14 protein-coding genes are annotated in these 16,900 nt (G+C 48.3%); 5 read left to right on the top strand and 9 right to left on the bottom strand.

The window, feature by feature from the left end; all coding sequences use genetic code 11:
* Positions 1-64: 64 nt before the first annotated feature.
* Genes H6G96_RS35760 through H6G96_RS35750 form a run of 3 tightly spaced genes read right to left on the bottom strand, consistent with a single transcriptional unit; the run spans position 65 to position 2,087 of the window.
* Positions 65-805 (bottom strand): SDR family oxidoreductase, encoded by a 741-nt coding sequence (locus H6G96_RS35760; protein ID WP_190918624.1) that lies wholly within the window; start codon positions 803-805, stop codon positions 65-67.
* 9 nt (positions 806-814) lie between these two features.
* A complete protein-coding gene (locus H6G96_RS35755; RefSeq protein WP_190918622.1) occupies positions 815-1,303 on the bottom strand; it encodes a carboxymuconolactone decarboxylase family protein in 489 nt (162 codons plus the stop codon).
* A gap of 28 nt (positions 1,304-1,331) precedes the next feature.
* On the bottom strand, positions 1,332-2,087 hold the full coding sequence (locus H6G96_RS35750) for an SDR family oxidoreductase (protein WP_190918620.1): 756 nt from the start codon (positions 2,085-2,087) through the stop codon (positions 1,332-1,334).
* A gap of 174 nt (positions 2,088-2,261) precedes the next feature.
* On the opposite strand from H6G96_RS35750, the gene H6G96_RS35745 reads away from it, so the two are divergent.
* On the top strand, positions 2,262-3,182 hold the full coding sequence (locus H6G96_RS35745) for an AraC family transcriptional regulator (RefSeq protein WP_190918618.1): 921 nt from the start codon (positions 2,262-2,264) through the stop codon (positions 3,180-3,182).
* 240 nt (positions 3,183-3,422) lie between these two features.
* On the opposite strand, the gene H6G96_RS35740 is transcribed toward H6G96_RS35745, so the two are convergent.
* On the bottom strand, positions 3,423-4,352 hold the full coding sequence (locus H6G96_RS35740; protein ID WP_190918616.1) for an AraC family transcriptional regulator: 930 nt from the start codon (positions 4,350-4,352) through the stop codon (positions 3,423-3,425).
* Between the two features lie 514 nt (positions 4,353-4,866).
* Here H6G96_RS35740 and H6G96_RS35735 point away from each other — a divergent pair.
* Positions 4,867-6,003, top strand: coding sequence for an aldo/keto reductase (locus tag H6G96_RS35735; RefSeq protein ID WP_190918614.1), 1,137 nt, complete (start codon positions 4,867-4,869; stop codon positions 6,001-6,003).
* A gap of 64 nt (positions 6,004-6,067) precedes the next feature.
* Entirely contained in the window at positions 6,068-7,105 is a 1,038-nt protein-coding gene (locus H6G96_RS35730) for a kelch repeat-containing protein (protein ID WP_190918612.1), read from the top strand.
* Positions 7,106-7,453: 348 nt separating this feature from the next.
* Here the strand turns inward: H6G96_RS35730 and H6G96_RS35725 are convergent, their stop codons facing one another.
* The 3 genes from H6G96_RS35725 to H6G96_RS35715 form a co-directional block, all read right to left on the bottom strand.
* Complete coding sequence (locus tag H6G96_RS35725; protein WP_190918610.1) at positions 7,454-10,246, bottom strand: response regulator; 2,793 nt, start codon at positions 10,244-10,246, stop codon at positions 7,454-7,456.
* On the bottom strand, positions 10,243-12,210 hold the full coding sequence (locus tag H6G96_RS35720) for an ATP-binding protein (RefSeq protein WP_242063552.1): 1,968 nt from the start codon (positions 12,208-12,210) through the stop codon (positions 10,243-10,245). The genes H6G96_RS35725 and H6G96_RS35720 overlap by 4 nt, the downstream gene beginning before the upstream one ends.
* Positions 12,211-12,535: 325 nt before the next feature.
* A complete protein-coding gene (locus H6G96_RS35715; protein ID WP_190918606.1) occupies positions 12,536-14,197 on the bottom strand; it encodes a PAS domain-containing protein in 1,662 nt (553 codons plus the stop codon).
* On the opposite strand from H6G96_RS35715, the gene H6G96_RS42645 reads away from it, so the two are divergent.
* Positions 14,196-14,327 carry a hypothetical protein gene (locus H6G96_RS42645; protein WP_277933048.1) on the top strand — a complete coding sequence of 44 codons (132 nt, stop codon included), beginning with the start codon at positions 14,196-14,198 and terminating at the stop codon, positions 14,325-14,327. The two genes, H6G96_RS35715 and H6G96_RS42645, sit on opposite strands and share 2 nt — an antisense overlap.
* Here the strand turns inward: H6G96_RS42645 and H6G96_RS35710 are convergent.
* Together H6G96_RS35710 and H6G96_RS35705 are read right to left on the bottom strand one after the other, a co-directional pair.
* On the bottom strand, positions 14,324-15,559 hold the full coding sequence (locus H6G96_RS35710) for an IS110 family transposase (RefSeq protein ID WP_190918604.1): 1,236 nt from the start codon (positions 15,557-15,559) through the stop codon (positions 14,324-14,326). The two genes, H6G96_RS42645 and H6G96_RS35710, sit on opposite strands and share 4 nt — an antisense overlap.
* Positions 15,560-15,874: 315 nt before the next feature.
* Entirely contained in the window at positions 15,875-16,159 is a 285-nt protein-coding gene (locus H6G96_RS35705; protein WP_199339839.1) for a helix-turn-helix transcriptional regulator, read from the bottom strand.
* A 356-nt stretch (positions 16,160-16,515) separates the two neighbouring features.
* Here H6G96_RS35705 and H6G96_RS35700 point away from each other — a divergent pair, with 356 nt between their 5' ends.
* A complete protein-coding gene (locus tag H6G96_RS35700; protein ID WP_190918602.1) occupies positions 16,516-16,719 on the top strand; it encodes a response regulator in 204 nt (67 codons plus the stop codon).
* Positions 16,720-16,900: the final 181 nt, after the last annotated feature.

Raw genomic sequence — 16,900 nt, 5'->3', positions numbered from 1 at the left:
CCTTCCTTAAAGGCATGATGTGGTCTCAAAATTTTGATCGTTGTAATCGTGTTTGGGTGCAAAGTCAGTATTTCTGTGCGGATGGTCGCACTACAATTTCGTTCACGTCTACGTTAGCGGGTTGCTCCACAGCGTAGGCAATGGCATGGGCAATCGCTTCGGCGGGGAGTAGATCGATACGGAATTGTTCGATGGCCGCCTTCTTCATTTCCGGGTCAGAGATTGTATTGGGCAGTTCTGATTCAGTTGCGCCTGGGGCGATGATTGTCACTCGGATGTTGCTACCGACTTCCTGCCTAAGTCCTTCCGAAATCACTCGCACGGCGTGCTTGGTGGCGCAGTAAATTGTGGCCGTAGGACCGATCCATCGATCGGCTATTGATGTAATGTTGACAAAATGTCCAGAGTTTTGAGCTTGAAAAATGGGTAACGCCGCCGCAATCCCATACAACACCCCTTTGAGGTTCACGTCGATCATTTTGTCCCATTCTTCGACCTTTAAGTCTTCGATCAAAGACAACGGCATTAAGCCCGCATTATTGACCAGAACGTCTACGCGCCCGAATTGTGTTTGTGCAAATTGGAGAAACTCGATTAATTGTTCCTTTTGTGTAACATCCAGAGCGGTAAAGCAAACCACTCCACCAGCAGCTTGAATCTCAGCAGCGATCGTCTGGAGATTTTCGATGCGGCGAGCACCTAAGACAACCTTGGCTCCTTTGGCGGCTAAGAACCGAGCGGTAGCTTCACCGATGCCGCTACTGGCTCCCGTAATCAGAACGACCTTATCTTTGATGTTTAACATTAAAAATTCCTATTTTTGTGATGTTATGGGAAATTCGATCTTGTTTTCTTGAAATAGCTCTTTGAGGGTTCCTGCCGCAATTAGGGCGCGGGGATAGCCAGATGTCACCGTAGTGATATAAATGACTTCCAATAGTTCTTGTGGGGTCACACCATAATTTAGAGCATATTGAGCATGAACTTTGAATTGTGGCATTGTCCCTTGGGCAGCAAACCCAGCAAGGGCGACAAGTTGGCGAGTTTTATTGTCTAGAACCTCCCGACCCCAGACATCACCTAAGGAATATTTGAGCGTCAGATCGGCAAGTTCGGGAAAATCCTTTTGCAGTTGTTTAAAATGAGGTGGTAAACCATTCCCGCCTGTTAAGCTATTTAAAACTCTTTCGCCCCGTTCTTTGCGTATTTGAGTTTCCGAAGGTTGAGAGACTGCTTCTTGTGCGTGGATAAAGGACACAAAAATCATTCCTGTCATTATTAGAGTTGAAAATTGCCTATTCATAGTTTTTTTCCATTTAAACTGATCGGAATTAGATAGACTGGCCGCCAGAGACTTCTATGCGCTGGGCATTTACCCATTGGTTGTCTTCAGATAGTAAAGACGCGATAGCCCCTCCGATATCATCAGGAAGACCAACTCGACCTAAAGCAGTTTGGGAGGCAATCTGTTTATTCATTTCTGGATTATCGCGTACTACACCGCCACGAAAATCGGTTTCGATCGCCCCAGGAGCCACCACATTTACCCCGATCTGTCTGGATCCCAACTCCTTCGCCATGTAGAGAGTTAAGGTCTCAATCGCGCCTTTCATACTTGCATAAGCGGCATAGCCAGGGAAGATAATCCGCGTCAAACCAGACGAAAGATTCACGATTCGTCCGCCATCATTTATGAGCGGGAGCAGTTTCTGCGTGAGGAAGAAAACACCTTTTAGATGAATATTCATCAAGTGGTCAAACTCTTCCTCTGTCGTTTCAGCAATGGAGGCATTGATGCCAGTGCCTGCATTATTAACCAGGAAATCAAAACGATCAGTCTGCCATTTAGCTTGTAGCGACTGCTTAACTTGAGCTACAAAACCATCGAAGGTTTTGGTATTTGCTGTATCTAATTGCAGTGCTATGGCTTTAGCACCCAACTCTTCAATGGCAGCTACCACACTTTTGGCTTCTGCCTCGTTGCTATGGTACGTAACAATAATATTGACCTCTTTTTTAGCAAGATTCAAAGCAGTGCTTTTGCCAAGCCCTCGGCTTGACCCAGTGACCAATGCGATTTTAGTCATTGCCTTATCCTTTGATTTATCTGTTGGGATGTATTTATCGTATGTTTAAGGGCAAGAGTTTTAAATACACAAACCTCGATATTTATTGCCTAATCCTCCAAGTAAAGATTTCGAGACTGAAATAAAATGTTCTACAATGCCCACATGACGATGATTGAATGAGGCAAAAGCGCTATGACAATCGAAACAATCGCCGATCAATGTAGAGAACTAGCGGCACTCATAACTCGCCATACCAATAGCAAAGCCGATGGGCTTCATCCAACCGAGATCGATCAACTAGATTTTGCACGGGAGTCTTCTGTTGCGACCCTGCTACATAGCGTCGTTGAACCGATGCTGGCGATCGTGGTGCAGGGAAAAAAAGCAGCCTTGCTAGGTGAGGAAACCTATCATTATGGCGCGGCTCAATATCTGGTTGTTTCGGTCGATTTGCCGATTAGTGGATTTATTGTTGAGGCAAGCGAAGCGCAACCGTATTTAGGATTTAAGTTGAATCTCGATCCGCTCCAACTTTGTGACATTATTGCCGCCGCACCCAATATGCGGGTGAATACCAAAGACACTTCTGTCAGAGGTTTCTTCGTCAGCACTGCCGAGGTTTCGTTGGTCGATTGCGCCCTCAGACTGACACGGCTATTGGATACACCGCGAGACATTCCAATTCTGGCACCGATAATCATTCGTGAGATTCATTACCGTCTTTTAATGGGCGAACAAAGTGAAGCTGTTCGTCAGATTGCGACATCGGGTAGCAATATGCAGCGCATCGCGGCGGTGCTCACACGGATTAAGACTGATTTTACTGAACCGCTGCGGATTGAGGAGCTGGCAAGGCAAGCGAAGATGTCTCCTGCCTCGTTTCATCACCATTTTAAGCAAGTGACCTCCATGAGTCCGTTGCAATATCAAAAGCAATTGAGACTATTAGAAGCGCGTCGCCTGATGATGGTCGAAAAATCTACTGCGGCAAATGCTGCCGATCGGGTGGGCTACGAAAGTCCCTCACAGTTCAGCCGCGAATACGCTAGGATGTTTGGCGCGCCGCCAATTAAGGATATTGATCGTTTACTCTCAACTGGCCAAGTTAATTGACATTTAATATAGCTATCCCTACAACTAAATGAGGTCTACTTGCTCGATGATATGCGGTTAGATTGCAGTAGTTGGTCATCAAGGCATTACATGGTAGTTCTCCTGGGTATCTAGTGTAAAAATGCCAATTTGACTGCATTTCAAGTACATCCTGTGTGTTTTAAGCCTGTTTCATTCCCCGAAGGGGTACGCTCCAATTCGTAATTACTAATGACGCTCCTCCTTCGCTAACGTAATTCGTCACATTGCTCGAACTATGCGCGAACGTTTAATATCCCCGATTGGAGGCGCACCAAACAGACGGGAATATTCACGGCTGAACTGTGAGGCACTTTCATACCCTACCCGATAAGCAGCACTGGACGCATCGGAATCTTCAGTAAGCATCAGGCGACGCGCTTCTAATAGTCTTAACTGCTTTTGATATTGCAACGGACTCATTGAGGTGACTGCTTTGAAGTGGTAATGGAAAGAGGAAGCAGACATACTGGCGTGCCGAGCGAGATCCTCAACCCGCATCAGTTTTGTAAAATTAGCCTTAATGAGTTTGATCGCTTCAGCAATGCGCTGCATCGTGCTGCCCGATGTGGCAATTTGGCGAACTGCTTCGCCTTGTTCACCCATCAGAAGTCGATAGTAGATTTCGCGGACAATCATCGGTGCTAGGATCGGGATATCCTGTGGCGTATCCAAGAGCCGGGTTAGTCTGAGCGCGCAATCGAGCAATGGTGCATCAGCATTGCTGACGAATAAGCCTTTGACAGAGTTTTCTTTGTTACTAGCGATCGCCTTAGTCTCTGCGAGAATATCACACAGTTGGCGTAAGTCTAATTTCAGTTTGAAGGCTAAATAAGGCTGTTTTGGAGTCGCCTCGACAACAAACGCGCTCAGTGGCAGATCGACTGAGATCACCAAATATTGAGCCACACCATAAGGATAGGTTTCTTCCCCTAACAATACTGTTTTTTCGCCTTGAACGATAATGACCAAGAGAGGTTCGCAGACATGGTGTAGTGGTGTGGAGGCAAAAGATTCTCGTCTAAATTCCAGCTTGTTAATCGCGGTTGGATGAGAACCATTCCCCTGACCATTGGTGTGCCGAGCGAGTAATGCTGCCAATTTTTCACACTCATTGTCGAGTGCGCGGTGGTTAACGATCTCAATCGCCATGCTAGTTCTTCAACTCATTTGAGGATTGTCTCAATCAGCATAGCGCAACTTCATCAATTCATAAAATCTTGGTTGGAGGATTAGGCAATTAAAGGCGAGGTTTAGGTATTGAAAACCCTATTTATGGCTCATATTATGAGCATATCTAACTACAAATTCAGTAGTGATATCACGCACAAGCGCTTTTTTAATGGCACCTATGACTCGATCCACAGTTTTCGGAAACTAATGACCTATAACCACTAGGATAACTACAAAAAGATGAAGATTCTACAACCAGCCCAGTCTGATCCCTCTTTTGTTACTTTCAGCAGAGAATAATTTCTAAACCTTATTATTCTGCCATTTCTTCAATACGCTGCTTGCACTGTATTAATCTATGGACAGCGAATTAATTCCTGTTTGTCGCTAGCAATTATGTATGACGACGCAGAAATTATCACTCTTGAAGGGTTAACACGGGAAGCTCACAGCATGAACACATCTGAATACAAAAGTAAAGGGTAATAGGGTAATGACTAATGGCAATTCGGAAAGTAATGAAATACCCGATAACAATTATTCTCGTCCAGTAACTAGGCGAATTGTTTCCCGTCGGTCTGCACTTGGGTTATTAGGATTTGGTGCCGCCGCTGCCTTAACACCTACTCTTTCCAAGATGGCACAGGCACAGAATCAAACCCAAAACCAACCGTCGCAACCTGCTCCAAACCAACCATTGCAGATCATCACCAAAGAAATCCCGCGCACAAAGGAGAAACTGCCTGCAATCGGTCTGGGAACATTTATGACCTTTGATGCTTTGTCTAATCAGCCACGCGCGAGTCTTGGGCAAGTGATGCGCCGCTTTTGGGATGCAGGCGGGCGGCTGGTTGATACCTCACTGCTCTACGGTATGTCGGAAGTGAACGTGGGTGAATTTGCCAGAACACTCGGCTTGACCAATGATCTGTTTATTACTAACAAAACCTGGGCAACTGGCGAGTATCTGGGCGATCGCAGTCAGGCACAGCGTCAGTTGGAACAATCACTCAAGCGATTGTCGCGCGATCGCATTGATGTGATGCAGGTTCATAGCTTGGTGAATGTAGATGCGATTTTGCCCCTGCTAAAGGCATGGAAAAAATCAGGTAAAATTCGCTACGTGGGCGTTACCCATCACGATCCGTTATATTTCGCTGCGCTTGAAAGGTGGATCGAAAACGGCGATCTGGACTTTGTTCAACTTCGCTACTCAATTCGTCAGCGTGAAGTCGAAGACAGAATTCTAAGAGCGGCCGCGGCGCAAAGAACAGCAGTCCTAGCCAACATGCCCTTTGAGAAAGCCCGTCTTTTTGAATTGGTGAAGGGGCAACCACTACCTGATTTTGCTAGCGAGATTGGCTGCGAGAACTGGGCACAGTTTTTTCTCAAGTATGTGATTTCTCACCCTGCTGTTACCTGCGCGATTCCTGCAACCACAAACCCAGATCACGTTGTTGAAAATATGGGGGCATTAAGAGGATCGCTACCCGATAATTCAACGCGTGCCCGGATGGTGAAACACATGGAAAGCCTTCCCGGTTTTGACAACCTTCTCCAAACGCCCTGGTATCCTGGCAAGACGTTCAACGGGTTGGTTCGCCTGCCAAATCCACGTCCAACCGGTTGAGATGGTGAAATATTTTTGGTGCAAGATCCCAGCTTAAAGACATTCGAGTAATGGATTATGTATTATGCCGCCGAGATATCTGCTTTCTGTGTCGATCCCGATCTTTTCGGTCATTGCGCTATGTTCGCCCGTACTAAGTCAAACGCAAAGCCAGCTATCGTATTGGACTAAAGCTGCACCGCCGACGGTAGCTCGGCAAGAGCTTTATCCAGAAGTTTTGAACGGAAAAATTTACGTAGTCGGCGGTTTACTCAGCCCAAACACTGAGTTTTCAGATCATTTCGAGTCTTACGATCCTGTCAAGGATGCGTGGACAGTATTGAGACCACTACCTGAAGCACGCCATCACATCACGCTGTCGGCAGTGAAGGGTTTGATCTACAGTGTTGGCGGTTTTACAGGTGGATTTCCGGACTGGCGCGCACAGCCGACGATGTTTATATACAATCCTGCCTCTAATACCTGGACTAAGGGCACTGACCTGCAAGTAGCTCGCGCAGAGGGCATATCCGCTGTGGTCGATGGTAAAATCTACCTGATTGGCGGGCGCGTTCGAGCTACCGAGGATGCTCGGCTTTTCAATGACCACATCGACAGCGTGCGAAACGAAGTATTTGATCCGACAACCAAGCGCTGGTCAGCCCGTGCCAATGCACCGACACCGCGAAACAGCGCAGCGTCGGCTGTAATTGATGGAAAGATTTACGTAGTTGGTGGTCGCAAGTTTTTCAAAAATACTGATGGCACTACGCGCCAAGTCAACGTGCCAAATCTTGAAGTTTACGATCCAAAGCTTGATCGTTGGCAGACGCGCGAGCCGATGCCTCAAGCCAGAGGTGGTCTGGCTGCGACCTCGCTCAACGGTAAGCTTTACGTTTTTGGCGGCGAACAGTGGGTTCCAGAGCAGAAAGTTTTTGCCGAAAGTTGGGTGTACGACCCGAAAACCAATGGCTGGGAAGCATTGCCGCCTTTACCAACTCCACGACATGGATTGGGAGCATCAGCCGTTGGCAACCGAATTTTTGTGTTTGGTGGTGGAACCAAAACAGGTGGAAATGCAGCTACAGCGATCCACGAAGTGCTAGTGTTGCCTACCAAGTGAGCGCATCTTTCTTAATAAACTTAAGTCACATTAAAGGGGGAAAAATCCCAGCGATCGCCACCGACTCATGGCGGTTACGCCATCGCAAAGCACAAAAATGCTCACATTGCCTAAGGGTCACTTTATGGTGTTAGTCACATCTGTCCGCATCAACCCTGCCATCTCGCTGTCACCTGCAAAAAGCTGTTCTACTATTGAAGATCCTAGTGCTTCGCCACATAAACTTTGCGTGGTGGCAAGCAGAGGAGCAGAGGGGCAGAGGTGAAAGAACTTGTACAAATCTCTCCTCTGCTCCCCTGCTCCCCTGCCGGCCTCCACCTAACAATTTTGGGTTGGCAGACTACTAGTTCATGCATCTGCTTCCTTGCGCCGGCACAAACGGGCAACCGTTGTCACAATTTCTGCTGGCTCAATTGGTTTGGCTAAGTGTTGTTGAAATCCAGCCTGTAATGCTTGAGTGCGATTAAATTCTCCGGCATAAGCAGTCAGTGCAATGGCTGGAACTTGACTCGCTGGCAACTGTGCCCGAATTTGTTGTAGGAGCATATAGCCATCGATGTCTGGCATCCCGATGTCGCTGACGATTAAATTGGGAGTGGATTGTCCTATTGCTTGCAAGGCTTCAATCCCAGAAGCAACACTGGTAACGCTCGCCCCTGCTTGCTCTAAGACAAAGGCGACGAACTCCCGCGAATCTGTTTCATCATCCACGACTAAGATAGAGATGCAAGTCAAATCACCGATTGAGTCTGAGGATAATTCTGTAGAGGGTGGTTCACCCAAGCGAGGCGCAAGCGGAATTTGTACTGTAAAGGTAGTACCTTGCTCGTCACCCGGACTTTGGGCCGCGATTGTTCCGCCGTGCATTTCTACAATTTGACGCGCGATCGCTAGTCCCAATCCTAATCCACCAAACTTGCGCGTGGTCGCTGCATCTTCTTGCCGAAAATGTTCAAAGACGTAAGGTAAGAAATCAGGATTGATGCCAATTCCAGTATCAGTGACTTGAATTTGGGCATGAGTGTCTGTGTGAGCGAGTGCAACCGTGATTTGCCCACCTTGAGGCGTAAACTTCACAGCGTTGGAGAGCAGATTCCAGACCACCTGTTGCAATCGTCCAGCATCACCGATTACGGTTCTGGCAGTCGGTGAAAAGGTTGTCTCAATTTGCAATGACTTGGCAACGGCTGCGAGGTGAACCGTTTCTAAAGCGGCTGTGATGACTGCACCCAGATCAACGGGCATCTGGTTCAAACTCAATTTGCCCTGTAGAATCCGAGAGATGTCGAGCAAATCATTAATCAGTTGAGCTTGTAGTTGAGCATTGCGTTCGATGATTTCAAGGCCAGCTGTCATTCGTTCTGGGTTGAGATTGCCTTTTTGCAACAGCTTTGCCCAACCCAGAATCGGATTGAGGGGCGATCGCAATTCGTGCGACAACACGGCTAAAAATTCGTCTTTGATCTGGTTTGCTCGTTGTAATTGCTCTGCCTGTTGCTGAATGGAGTTAAGTAAGTTGGTGCGCTCCAGGGCGATCGCCATCTGGTCACAGACCGATTGCAGTAGGCTGGCTTCGTCTGGGGTGAAGTCGGTGCGGCGGCGACTGGCAAAGGAAAGCGCACCGAGCAACCGCCCTTGGACGATGAGGGGTTGTCCAGCGTAAGCTGTGATGCCAGGCATGTGAGATAGCTGCTTGTTCGGATGATTGGAGATTTGGTCTTGATTGAGAATGATTTGCTGTTGTTCTTGTGCGATTATCCCACAGAGATATTCACCAAACTCAAGCCATTCGATCGCCTGCGCTGTCGCTTCAGAAATTCCTCCATAGTTTCGCAGGTGCAGCATCGGGCGATCGTCTTTCTCTTCCACCATGTAATTGTAGTAGTAATCGAGGTCTAGCTGGGTAGAGAGCTTGCTGAACAGGTTGTGCATCAGCGTCAAAGGTTGCTCAGTGGCGAGGAGGTCGCTGGTGGTGTCGTAGAGTGCCTGAAAGCGTTCCTCGGCTTGTCGTTGGGCGGTTTCATCCCGCATGATTTTGATGAAACCCTGCATTACGTCGGTTCCATCCCGCAGGGGCATGACAAAACCTGTACCCCAAAACCGACTGCCATCTTTGCGAACGTGCCAGCGCCTATTTTCCGCTTGTTCTTCTGTTTGGGCGATGTGCAACTCTTGCTCAGATTTGCCTTGTTCGTTATCTTCGGGGGTGAATATGATCCGACCACTCTGCCCTAAAATTTCGACTTCGGAATAGCCCAATAATCGCTCGGCACCGGAATTCCAGCTTATAAACCGATTATCGAGATCCAGGGTCAAAATGGCATACTCTCTTGCGCTTTCAATCATCAACCGGAGGCGAGATTCACTTTCGCGCAGGTCAGCTTCAGCTTGCTTACGATCGCTAATGTCGTAAGAGACTGATAGCGCTGCCTCCACTTCCCCCTGCTCGTTGTATAAAGGCGTACCGTGAGAAATGTAGTGGTGATCGTGACTGTGATGCTCTAAGGTAAAAGGTTCGCCAGCCAACGCTTGACGATAGTAAGGTTCATAGCAACTTGCCTGCTCGGGATCAAGGGCTTCCCATAGCGTTTTGCCCACCAGTTCCTCAGAGATAAAGCCTGCATTATTCAACGCTTCGCCCTCTGCTAGCAGATAGTGCAATTCGTGGTCCACGATGAAAACCGCTCCGTATGGCAAGTTTGCTGCTACTCTGCGGAGGCGGGTTTCGCTCTGGTGCAAGGCAACTTCTGCCTGTTGGCGTTCGCGGCGTTCTTGTGCCTCTCGCAATGCCCGTTGCACACAAAACACTAATCGCCCCATCCGTTGTTTCAACACATAATCGGTGGCTCCCAGCTTCAAGGCTTCGATCGCGAGTTCTTCCCCCAGGCTGGCAGAGACGAAAATGAAAGGCAGATCGGGACGCAAGTTCTGGGCAATTTTTAATGCTGAGATCCCATCAAAAGTAGGCAGGGCGTAGTCTGCCAGAATCAAGTCAAACTCATCGGTTTCTAATGCGCTGATGAAGTCAGAGCGAGTTTCCACCCGTCGCAGTTCACAGTCAACGCCCCCATCCAGCAGTGTCACTTCAACCATCTCTGCATCGAGTGGATTGTCTTCAAGCGAGAGAAACCGCAGCCTCATTCTTGTTTCTCCTGTTTAGGTAGCGAAAAGTAGAACGTTGCCCCCTGACCGAGCGCGCCCTCTGCCCAAGTGCGTCCGCCATGCCGATGAATGATGCGGCGCACGTTGGCAAGTCCTACCCCCGTTCCAGCAAACTGCTGTTGAGAGTGCAATCGCTGGAAAATGCGGAATAAGCGATCGTGATACTGCATATCAAATCCTGCGCCGTTGTCTTGTACAAAGAATATTGTTTCGTGTTCGTAATTACTACTACCAACGGTGATAATTGCTTCAGGGCGATCGTGGGTGTATTTAACCGCATTGTCAAGCAAGTTTTGCCAGACCAGCCGCAGCATTGCCAAATCACCCTGCACGTCTGGTAGGGCTGCAACCTGCCAACGAATCGCTCGTCGAGTCATATCTGGTTGCAATTGTTGCTGCACCTGTTGTACCAGTGTGTTCATCTCAACCATCGTCTGGCGCATTTGAGCCTGTCCCATGCGGGAAAACTCCAACAGGTCATCTACCATTGCCCCAGCTTGTCGAGCCGACTGCGCGATGATATTCAAATACCGCCGACTTGTTGCATCTAACGGGGTTGAATCTAGTTTTTGTAAGAGGCGTTCTGCCGTCATGGTGATGTAGTTCAGTGGTGTTTTTAAGTCATGGGAAACTGAGCGGGAAAAGGCTTCTAGTTCCTGGTTGAGTGCCTCCAGTTGAGTGGTACGCTCTTGCACTCGCTGTTCTAACTGTTGGTTGAGGGTGCGGTATCGTTGCTCCGAGTCGCGCAAGGCGGCTTCGGCGTGGGCACGTTCGACCGCCGCCCAGGTGCGCTCTGCCGTTTCCTGCACAAAGGTAATCTCGTCAGGAAGCCAGTCGCGGGGGGGGTGCTGATTGGTGGCTAGCGTAGCCACCAGGCGATCGCTCTTGATCAAGGGGACAACGATCAGGGCACCGATGTCGTTTCCCCGGTAAGACGCTCGCTGGTCATCTGGCATTGCGGGGTCTGTATCAACATCGCGAACCACCCAGGGCTGCCCGTCCACAAGCCACGGCATCTGCCACCCCTCAAGCGGATAGCGGCGAGCATGGCTTGGAGTTCCCGGCTGATGCCAGTCGCGGGCTACGACAAACTCGGCACGTACAGAGTCAATCTCAACGTAATAGGCGCGATCGGTGCCGAGATGTTTTCCCAGCACACAGACCGCCTGGTATTTGATTTCCTCTGGGTCACTGAGTGATCGCAGTGCGTCGTTGAGCGTTACCCGGAAGGCATCGAGTTTGGCAGCGCGGCGCAATTGGGCTTCTGCGTGTTTGCGATCGCTAATGTTGTTGAACACCACAATGATGTGCTGCTGATCTGCGTCGATGCGCGACACCGAAATATCGAACCAGTAGTCGATGCTGCTAACGTGGTGTTCAAACCGGGTCGATTCGCCCGTTAGAGCCACAGTGGCGAAGGTTTGCAGCCAGTTGGCATTGAGGAGTTGATTCAGTTCTCTGGCGGTTTTGCCTGCCGCATGGGTGAAGCCAGTCATCGATTCAAAGGCTGGATTGACCTCCAAAATTTTCCAGTCGATCGGCGCTTCCTGTTCGTCATACAGCATTTCGCAGAGGGCATAGCCTTCGTTAATTGACGTGAACAGCGTGCGGTATTTTTCTTCCGACCGGGCAAGGGTAACTTCTGCGCGGGCACGTTCGAGCCGAGGGAAAATGCGATCAGCTAATTCGCGCACTAATTCGATTTCGTCCTTGCGCCATGCTCGCGGGCGGATGTCATGAACGGAGAATTGATATTTCCATTCGCCCTGTTGCAGGAAAGGGACAGTGATAAACGAGACCACATGAATTGCAGCGTTTGCTTCACCTTTTGTAATCGGGTTGCGTCCGGTATCTTCGCTGGCGACCGTTTCTCCGGCGTGCGCCAGAATACGAAAATCCTCGCTGATTTGCTCCGAAAGACAAACCTTGTCCGGTAGGCGCATAATGCCTTCCGAGTTCCATCGAGCGAGATAAATCACTTCGTCGCGCTCCTCGTCAATTGCCATGAAATGACAATAGGGAACATGCAAAAACACGCCGATTTTTGCAACGACGATTTGCATAATCTCCTCAGAGGTCGTCAAGCGCGAGAAATCATTGACAATCTCAGCTAGAAAAGCGAGATTTGCCTCGCGGCGTTTGCCATCGGTGATGTCGCTCGCTGCGCCAAGCCACTCCACGATTTCATGTTGTGCATTCAGCAATGGGATCGCCCGCGAAAATGTCCAGCCGACCGTCCCATCGAGCTGAATGACTCGGTGTTCTAACTCAAACAAACGTACTTTTAGTACGAATGGCGGCTTCAATGGCAACCATCACCTCCGGCTGATCCTCGGTCAGAATGTACTGTTCCAGCCATGTCCCGCTTGCATTTTCGGTGCTGGTAAGAAAATCTTTGCCTTTGAGGTAACGCATCTGGCTCCAATCCGCGTTCATTTTATACACGATGTCTGAACTTGCGGTGACGAATAAGCGGAGTTGCTCTTCTGATGCGCGCAAGACTGCTTCCGCCTGCTTGCGATCGCTGAACAAAATGGCGACTTGCCGTGCTGCTGCGTCGCCGATACGAAAGGCATAGACATCGTAATATCTGCCGAGCGCGGTGGCACAGTGTTCAAAGCGTTGTGCAACGCCCGTTAGAGCGATGCGCCCGTAAATTTCAAACCAAAATTCTTCATGTTGTGGCACGAACTGGCGCATTGTTCTGCCGATGGCGTTTTCGAGTCCGGTTTGCCGTTCAAACGCCGGATTCACTTCCAGAAAGCGGTAATCAAACGGCTTTCCGTCCGCGTCAAACAATACTTCAATCGTGCAGAAGCCTTCGTCAATTGAGGTGAACAGGGATCGATATTTTTCTTCGCTTTGGCGCAATTGATTGAGCGCGGCAAGTTCTGCTTCGGCGGCGCGGCGCATATCTTCAACATCAGTGATCGTGCCTACCCAACCGCGCAAATTTCCGTCAGCATCTAATAAAGGTTCGCCACGTAAAGCGACACGACGATAATCGCCCGCCACTGTGCGAAGTCGATATTCGGCGATCACGCTCGTGTGAGTAGCGATCGCCGTTTGCCAGATTTGACTCGTCGGCTCCACGTCGTCTGGATGGACAACAGCCAGCCAGCCAAAATTTTTGTATTCGTCAAAGGTTTGCCCAGTTAACTGCTCCCAACCTGGAACTTCGGTAGTAATGTTGCCCTCTGCATCTGCCCGCCACACCATTTTTGAGGTCGCAAAAACCAGGATGCGATAAAGTTCTTCCGATTCGCGCAACGCTGCTTCAGCACGATTAATTTCGGTGATGTCGCGTGCTACCCCGTAAAAACTGCCCTCATTGCGATCGCCCGTTAGCATAAACTCGCCGTAGGAAGCAATGCCATGAATACTGCCATCCGGCCAAATGACGCGATATTCGAGTTGCAGTTTGGAATGGTTTTGGATTGCCTCAAAGAAAGCGGCTTGAGCGCGATCGCGGTCTTCGGGATGAATATTGACTCCTGCTCCGGCGAAAGTGTAAACTTCGTGCGGGGCATGACCGTGCATAAGCTTTGTGCGATCGTCCGCCCAAAACTCATCCGTGCTGACGTTGTACGTCCAAGTCCCCAAATTTGCACCTGTCAGTGATAATTCGAACCGTCTTTGGGTGTCGCGCAATTGGCTCTTTGACTGCTGGCGATCAGTAATATCTTGAGCCGTCCCATCTGCTATTCCCCTGAGCGCTACTCCTGCCAACCCAGAGTCTAACTGCCTTACTTCAGGTGGCTTGATCTGGTCGAGTTCTCTCAAGAGAATCTGCACCGCCGTCTTCAGGCTATCCGACCAAGTTTCCACCGCACCTAGCTGCGTCTTGGACCAATCGTGCGATCGAATCAACCTTGCTATTTCACCATCACCAGCAAAAAGCTGTTCTACCGTTGAACGATCCTGGGTCATGCGTCTTTTTCCTTTCGTCTACCTTCTACCTCCTGACTTGAAAATCAAACTTTGGCAAAAAACCAAAGAAAGTATGTGGCTGAAAACCATTGATGGCGACAGCCCCAAGTTAAAGGTTGAAAATGTCTAGACAGTAACTTCAACAGATTGGGCAGTAACTTGATAACCAAGTTTCTCCAAGCGTTTAATCAAGCGTTTTTTAACACTTTCTGGACGTTGTTTGTCAAAATAATCAGCTCCTAAATCTTTGTAAGGTTCTTGGCGGGAGATGAGATGATATGCAATCACTAAAATTGAGTGTGCAACAGCAACCGCAGCGCGTTTCTTACCTCTGCGTGCAGAAAGACGACGAAACTGGGCAGCAAGGTAAGTTTTAGTCCGAGCTAAAGCATGGGCAGCTTGAACCAAAATAGTTCGTAAAACTCGATTACCTTTGCGGGTGCTGTCAGAAAGCTTCTTACCGCCACTCTCATAGTTGCCAGGGGCAACCCCAGCCCAAGCCGCCAAATGTTCGGCACTGGGAAAACGGCTCATATCTGTGCCAATTTCCGAGACAATAATCTCAGCAGTTCGACGTGCGATACCAGGTATCGTGTCAACTAACTCAACCGCTTGGTCGAAAGGGTGGCAATACTCCTCGATTTGTTGGTCGAAAAGTGCAATTGAGGAGTCAATACTATCAATTTGAGCTAGTAGCTGGGCAAGGATAAACTTTTGATGGGGACGAACTCGACCCTCAAGTGCCGGAACGAGCAAATCATGCTTTTTGCTCATTGTTCCTTTTGCCAAACCCGCCATGAGTTCGGGGGTACTATTACCCTCGACGATAGCAGCGAGCATTGCTCTTCCTGATACACCCATGACATCACTGGCAACCGAGGCAAGTTTAATGTTGGCAGCTTCAAGTACTTTTTGCACTCGGTTGACCAAGTTCACTCGTTCTCGAATAAAGTTGCTGCGATGACGGGTTAAGTCGCGCAAATCTCTTTGCTCTACTGGTGGGATAAAGCTAGGGCGTAACAATCCATGCTGTAGTAGTTCGGCTATCCATTGTGAGTCTTTGATATCTGTTTTGCGTCCTGGCACCGCTTTTATATGACGGGCATTCACTAACATAACTTCAAAGTTTCCTTCCAAAATGTTGAATACTGGTCGCCAGTATTCTCCGGTACTCTCCATTGCTACGTGACTGCAATTGTGACTTGTTAACCAGTCAGAAAGATTTAACAAGTCTTTAGTCATCGTGCCAAATGTCCGAATCTGCTTCTGCCATTGTCCCGATTCTTTTGGGGTGATGACACAAGCTACTACCGTCTTCTTATGTACATCTAAGCCAGCGCAATGGGTATAGACTACCTGCATATTCCTTCCTTGACTTACTACAGCCAGTCAAATTGATAGGGGGCTAGCACTTGGATACCTCTCTCGTTAGATTCTGACTTGCGTGCTTACTGCAACTGCTGTGAGTTGAGTAGCGACAATTGGCTATGCCTCTGGGTATCCGGGTTCGACTGCCTTTCAGGCTAAAGATGCTCTATTGAGGGAACAACCTATGAATGTGCCAACCTTGACTGGAAGTTACCACATTTTCATGTATGGCTGTGAAATTTTTTCATCAGGACTGCCTTCTTCAATTAGTTCACCAATAGGACTGGGGACTAGTATTTTTACTCAGCACTAATTCTCTTCATCAAAGTACTCTGCAAGCAAAATCGGAGCGCAAATTCGGTGAAACTTAACCGGAGAATCTTTCAATTCATGTAGCATATTTTTTAGCTGCATGAGTGCCAGGGGTGAAGGTTGGGTCCGGTTATTCTCCCACCGGGCGATCATTGGCACAGCAACTTTTAATTGCATAGCAAATTGGGCTTGGGTCAATCCCAAGAGTTGACGCAGTTGGTGGACAAAGATGCCAATGTCGGTACGCGGTTCGGTTGGCGTGCGAGGTGTGGTGGTGATCAATCTACCTTCTATGATCGATTAGCGATCAGTTAATACCTTATCTATCAAAAAGCATTAGGTGAGGAGCAAGCATCTACCGCTTGAAGTAGATTTAACACCCTGAGCGAGGGGTACTTAAATTTTTTGAGAATCATTTACGGTGACAAATTAAATAGTATCGAGACAAATTCCTGTCATCAAGCTAACGCTTACTTACTTGAGTTTTGCAACAATTTGTATTGGTATAACCTGTAAGTTCTCTGCGCTAGTTCTAAGCTGAACGCTAGAGAGTTCAGCCTTCACATCCTCGATGACATTACGACAAATAAAAAGTCATTGTACATATTGTCTGTGTACTGTAACGGTATACCATCTAAATGCAAACACAAAATAAGATACAATCTTCACCTATACTAGATGTAATGATGCCAAAAATGGATGGATTTGAAGTTGTTTGTTGCCTTAAAGAATCGACTAAATTTCAAATTATTCCAATTTTGCTAGTGACAGGTTTTGATGAAGATGATGCTGATAAAGCTCTTGATATAAAGATAGATGGGTTCATCAAAATGCCAGGGTAAGCGCATATAAAATCGTAGCTAAAGATACAGAATATTTAACCAAGAGATGGAGAGAGAATCAAATTTGAGTATTAAATATGTTAAGTAGTACGCTAATAAGTAAAGCGTCTATTTTAGATTAGGGTCAGTACTATGGCATCGGGTTTCAACTCTTCTAAGAATCCACCTGCTCTCAAATCAA

The sequence above is a fragment of the Nostoc sp. FACHB-892 genome (genome assembly GCF_014698795.1).
Taxonomy (GTDB): Bacteria; Cyanobacteriota; Cyanobacteriia; order Cyanobacteriales; family Nostocaceae; genus Nostoc.
This window is presented reverse-complemented; position numbering and strand designations above follow the sequence as displayed.

Bases quoted from the DNA above. Each gene is read 5' to 3' on its own strand.
- H6G96_RS35745 (WP_190918618.1), top strand. From the start codon at position 2,262: ATGACAATCGAAACAATCGCCGATCAATGTAGAGAACTAGCGGCACTC.
- H6G96_RS35760 (WP_190918624.1), bottom strand. From the start codon at position 805: ATGTTAAACATCAAAGATAAGGTCGTTCTGATTACGGGAGCCAGTAGC.
- H6G96_RS35735 (WP_190918614.1), top strand. From the start codon at position 4,867: ATGACTAATGGCAATTCGGAAAGTAATGAAATACCCGATAACAATTAT.
- H6G96_RS35700 (WP_190918602.1), top strand. From the start codon at position 16,516: ATGCAAACACAAAATAAGATACAATCTTCACCTATACTAGATGTAATG.
- H6G96_RS35755 (WP_190918622.1), bottom strand. From the start codon at position 1,303: ATGAATAGGCAATTTTCAACTCTAATAATGACAGGAATGATTTTTGTG.
- H6G96_RS35725 (WP_190918610.1), bottom strand. From the start codon at position 10,246: ATGAGGCTGCGGTTTCTCTCGCTTGAAGACAATCCACTCGATGCAGAG.
- H6G96_RS35740 (WP_190918616.1), bottom strand. From the start codon at position 4,352: ATGGCGATTGAGATCGTTAACCACCGCGCACTCGACAATGAGTGTGAA.
- H6G96_RS35730 (WP_190918612.1), top strand. From the start codon at position 6,068: ATGCCGCCGAGATATCTGCTTTCTGTGTCGATCCCGATCTTTTCGGTC.
- H6G96_RS35710 (WP_190918604.1), bottom strand. From the start codon at position 15,559: ATGCAGGTAGTCTATACCCATTGCGCTGGCTTAGATGTACATAAGAAG.
- H6G96_RS42645 (WP_277933048.1), top strand. From the start codon at position 14,196: ATGCGTCTTTTTCCTTTCGTCTACCTTCTACCTCCTGACTTGAAAATC.
- H6G96_RS35750 (WP_190918620.1), bottom strand. From the start codon at position 2,087: ATGACTAAAATCGCATTGGTCACTGGGTCAAGCCGAGGGCTTGGCAAA.
- H6G96_RS35715 (WP_190918606.1), bottom strand. From the start codon at position 14,197: ATGACCCAGGATCGTTCAACGGTAGAACAGCTTTTTGCTGGTGATGGT.
- H6G96_RS35720 (WP_242063552.1), bottom strand. From the start codon at position 12,210: ATGCGCCTACCGGACAAGGTTTGTCTTTCGGAGCAAATCAGCGAGGAT.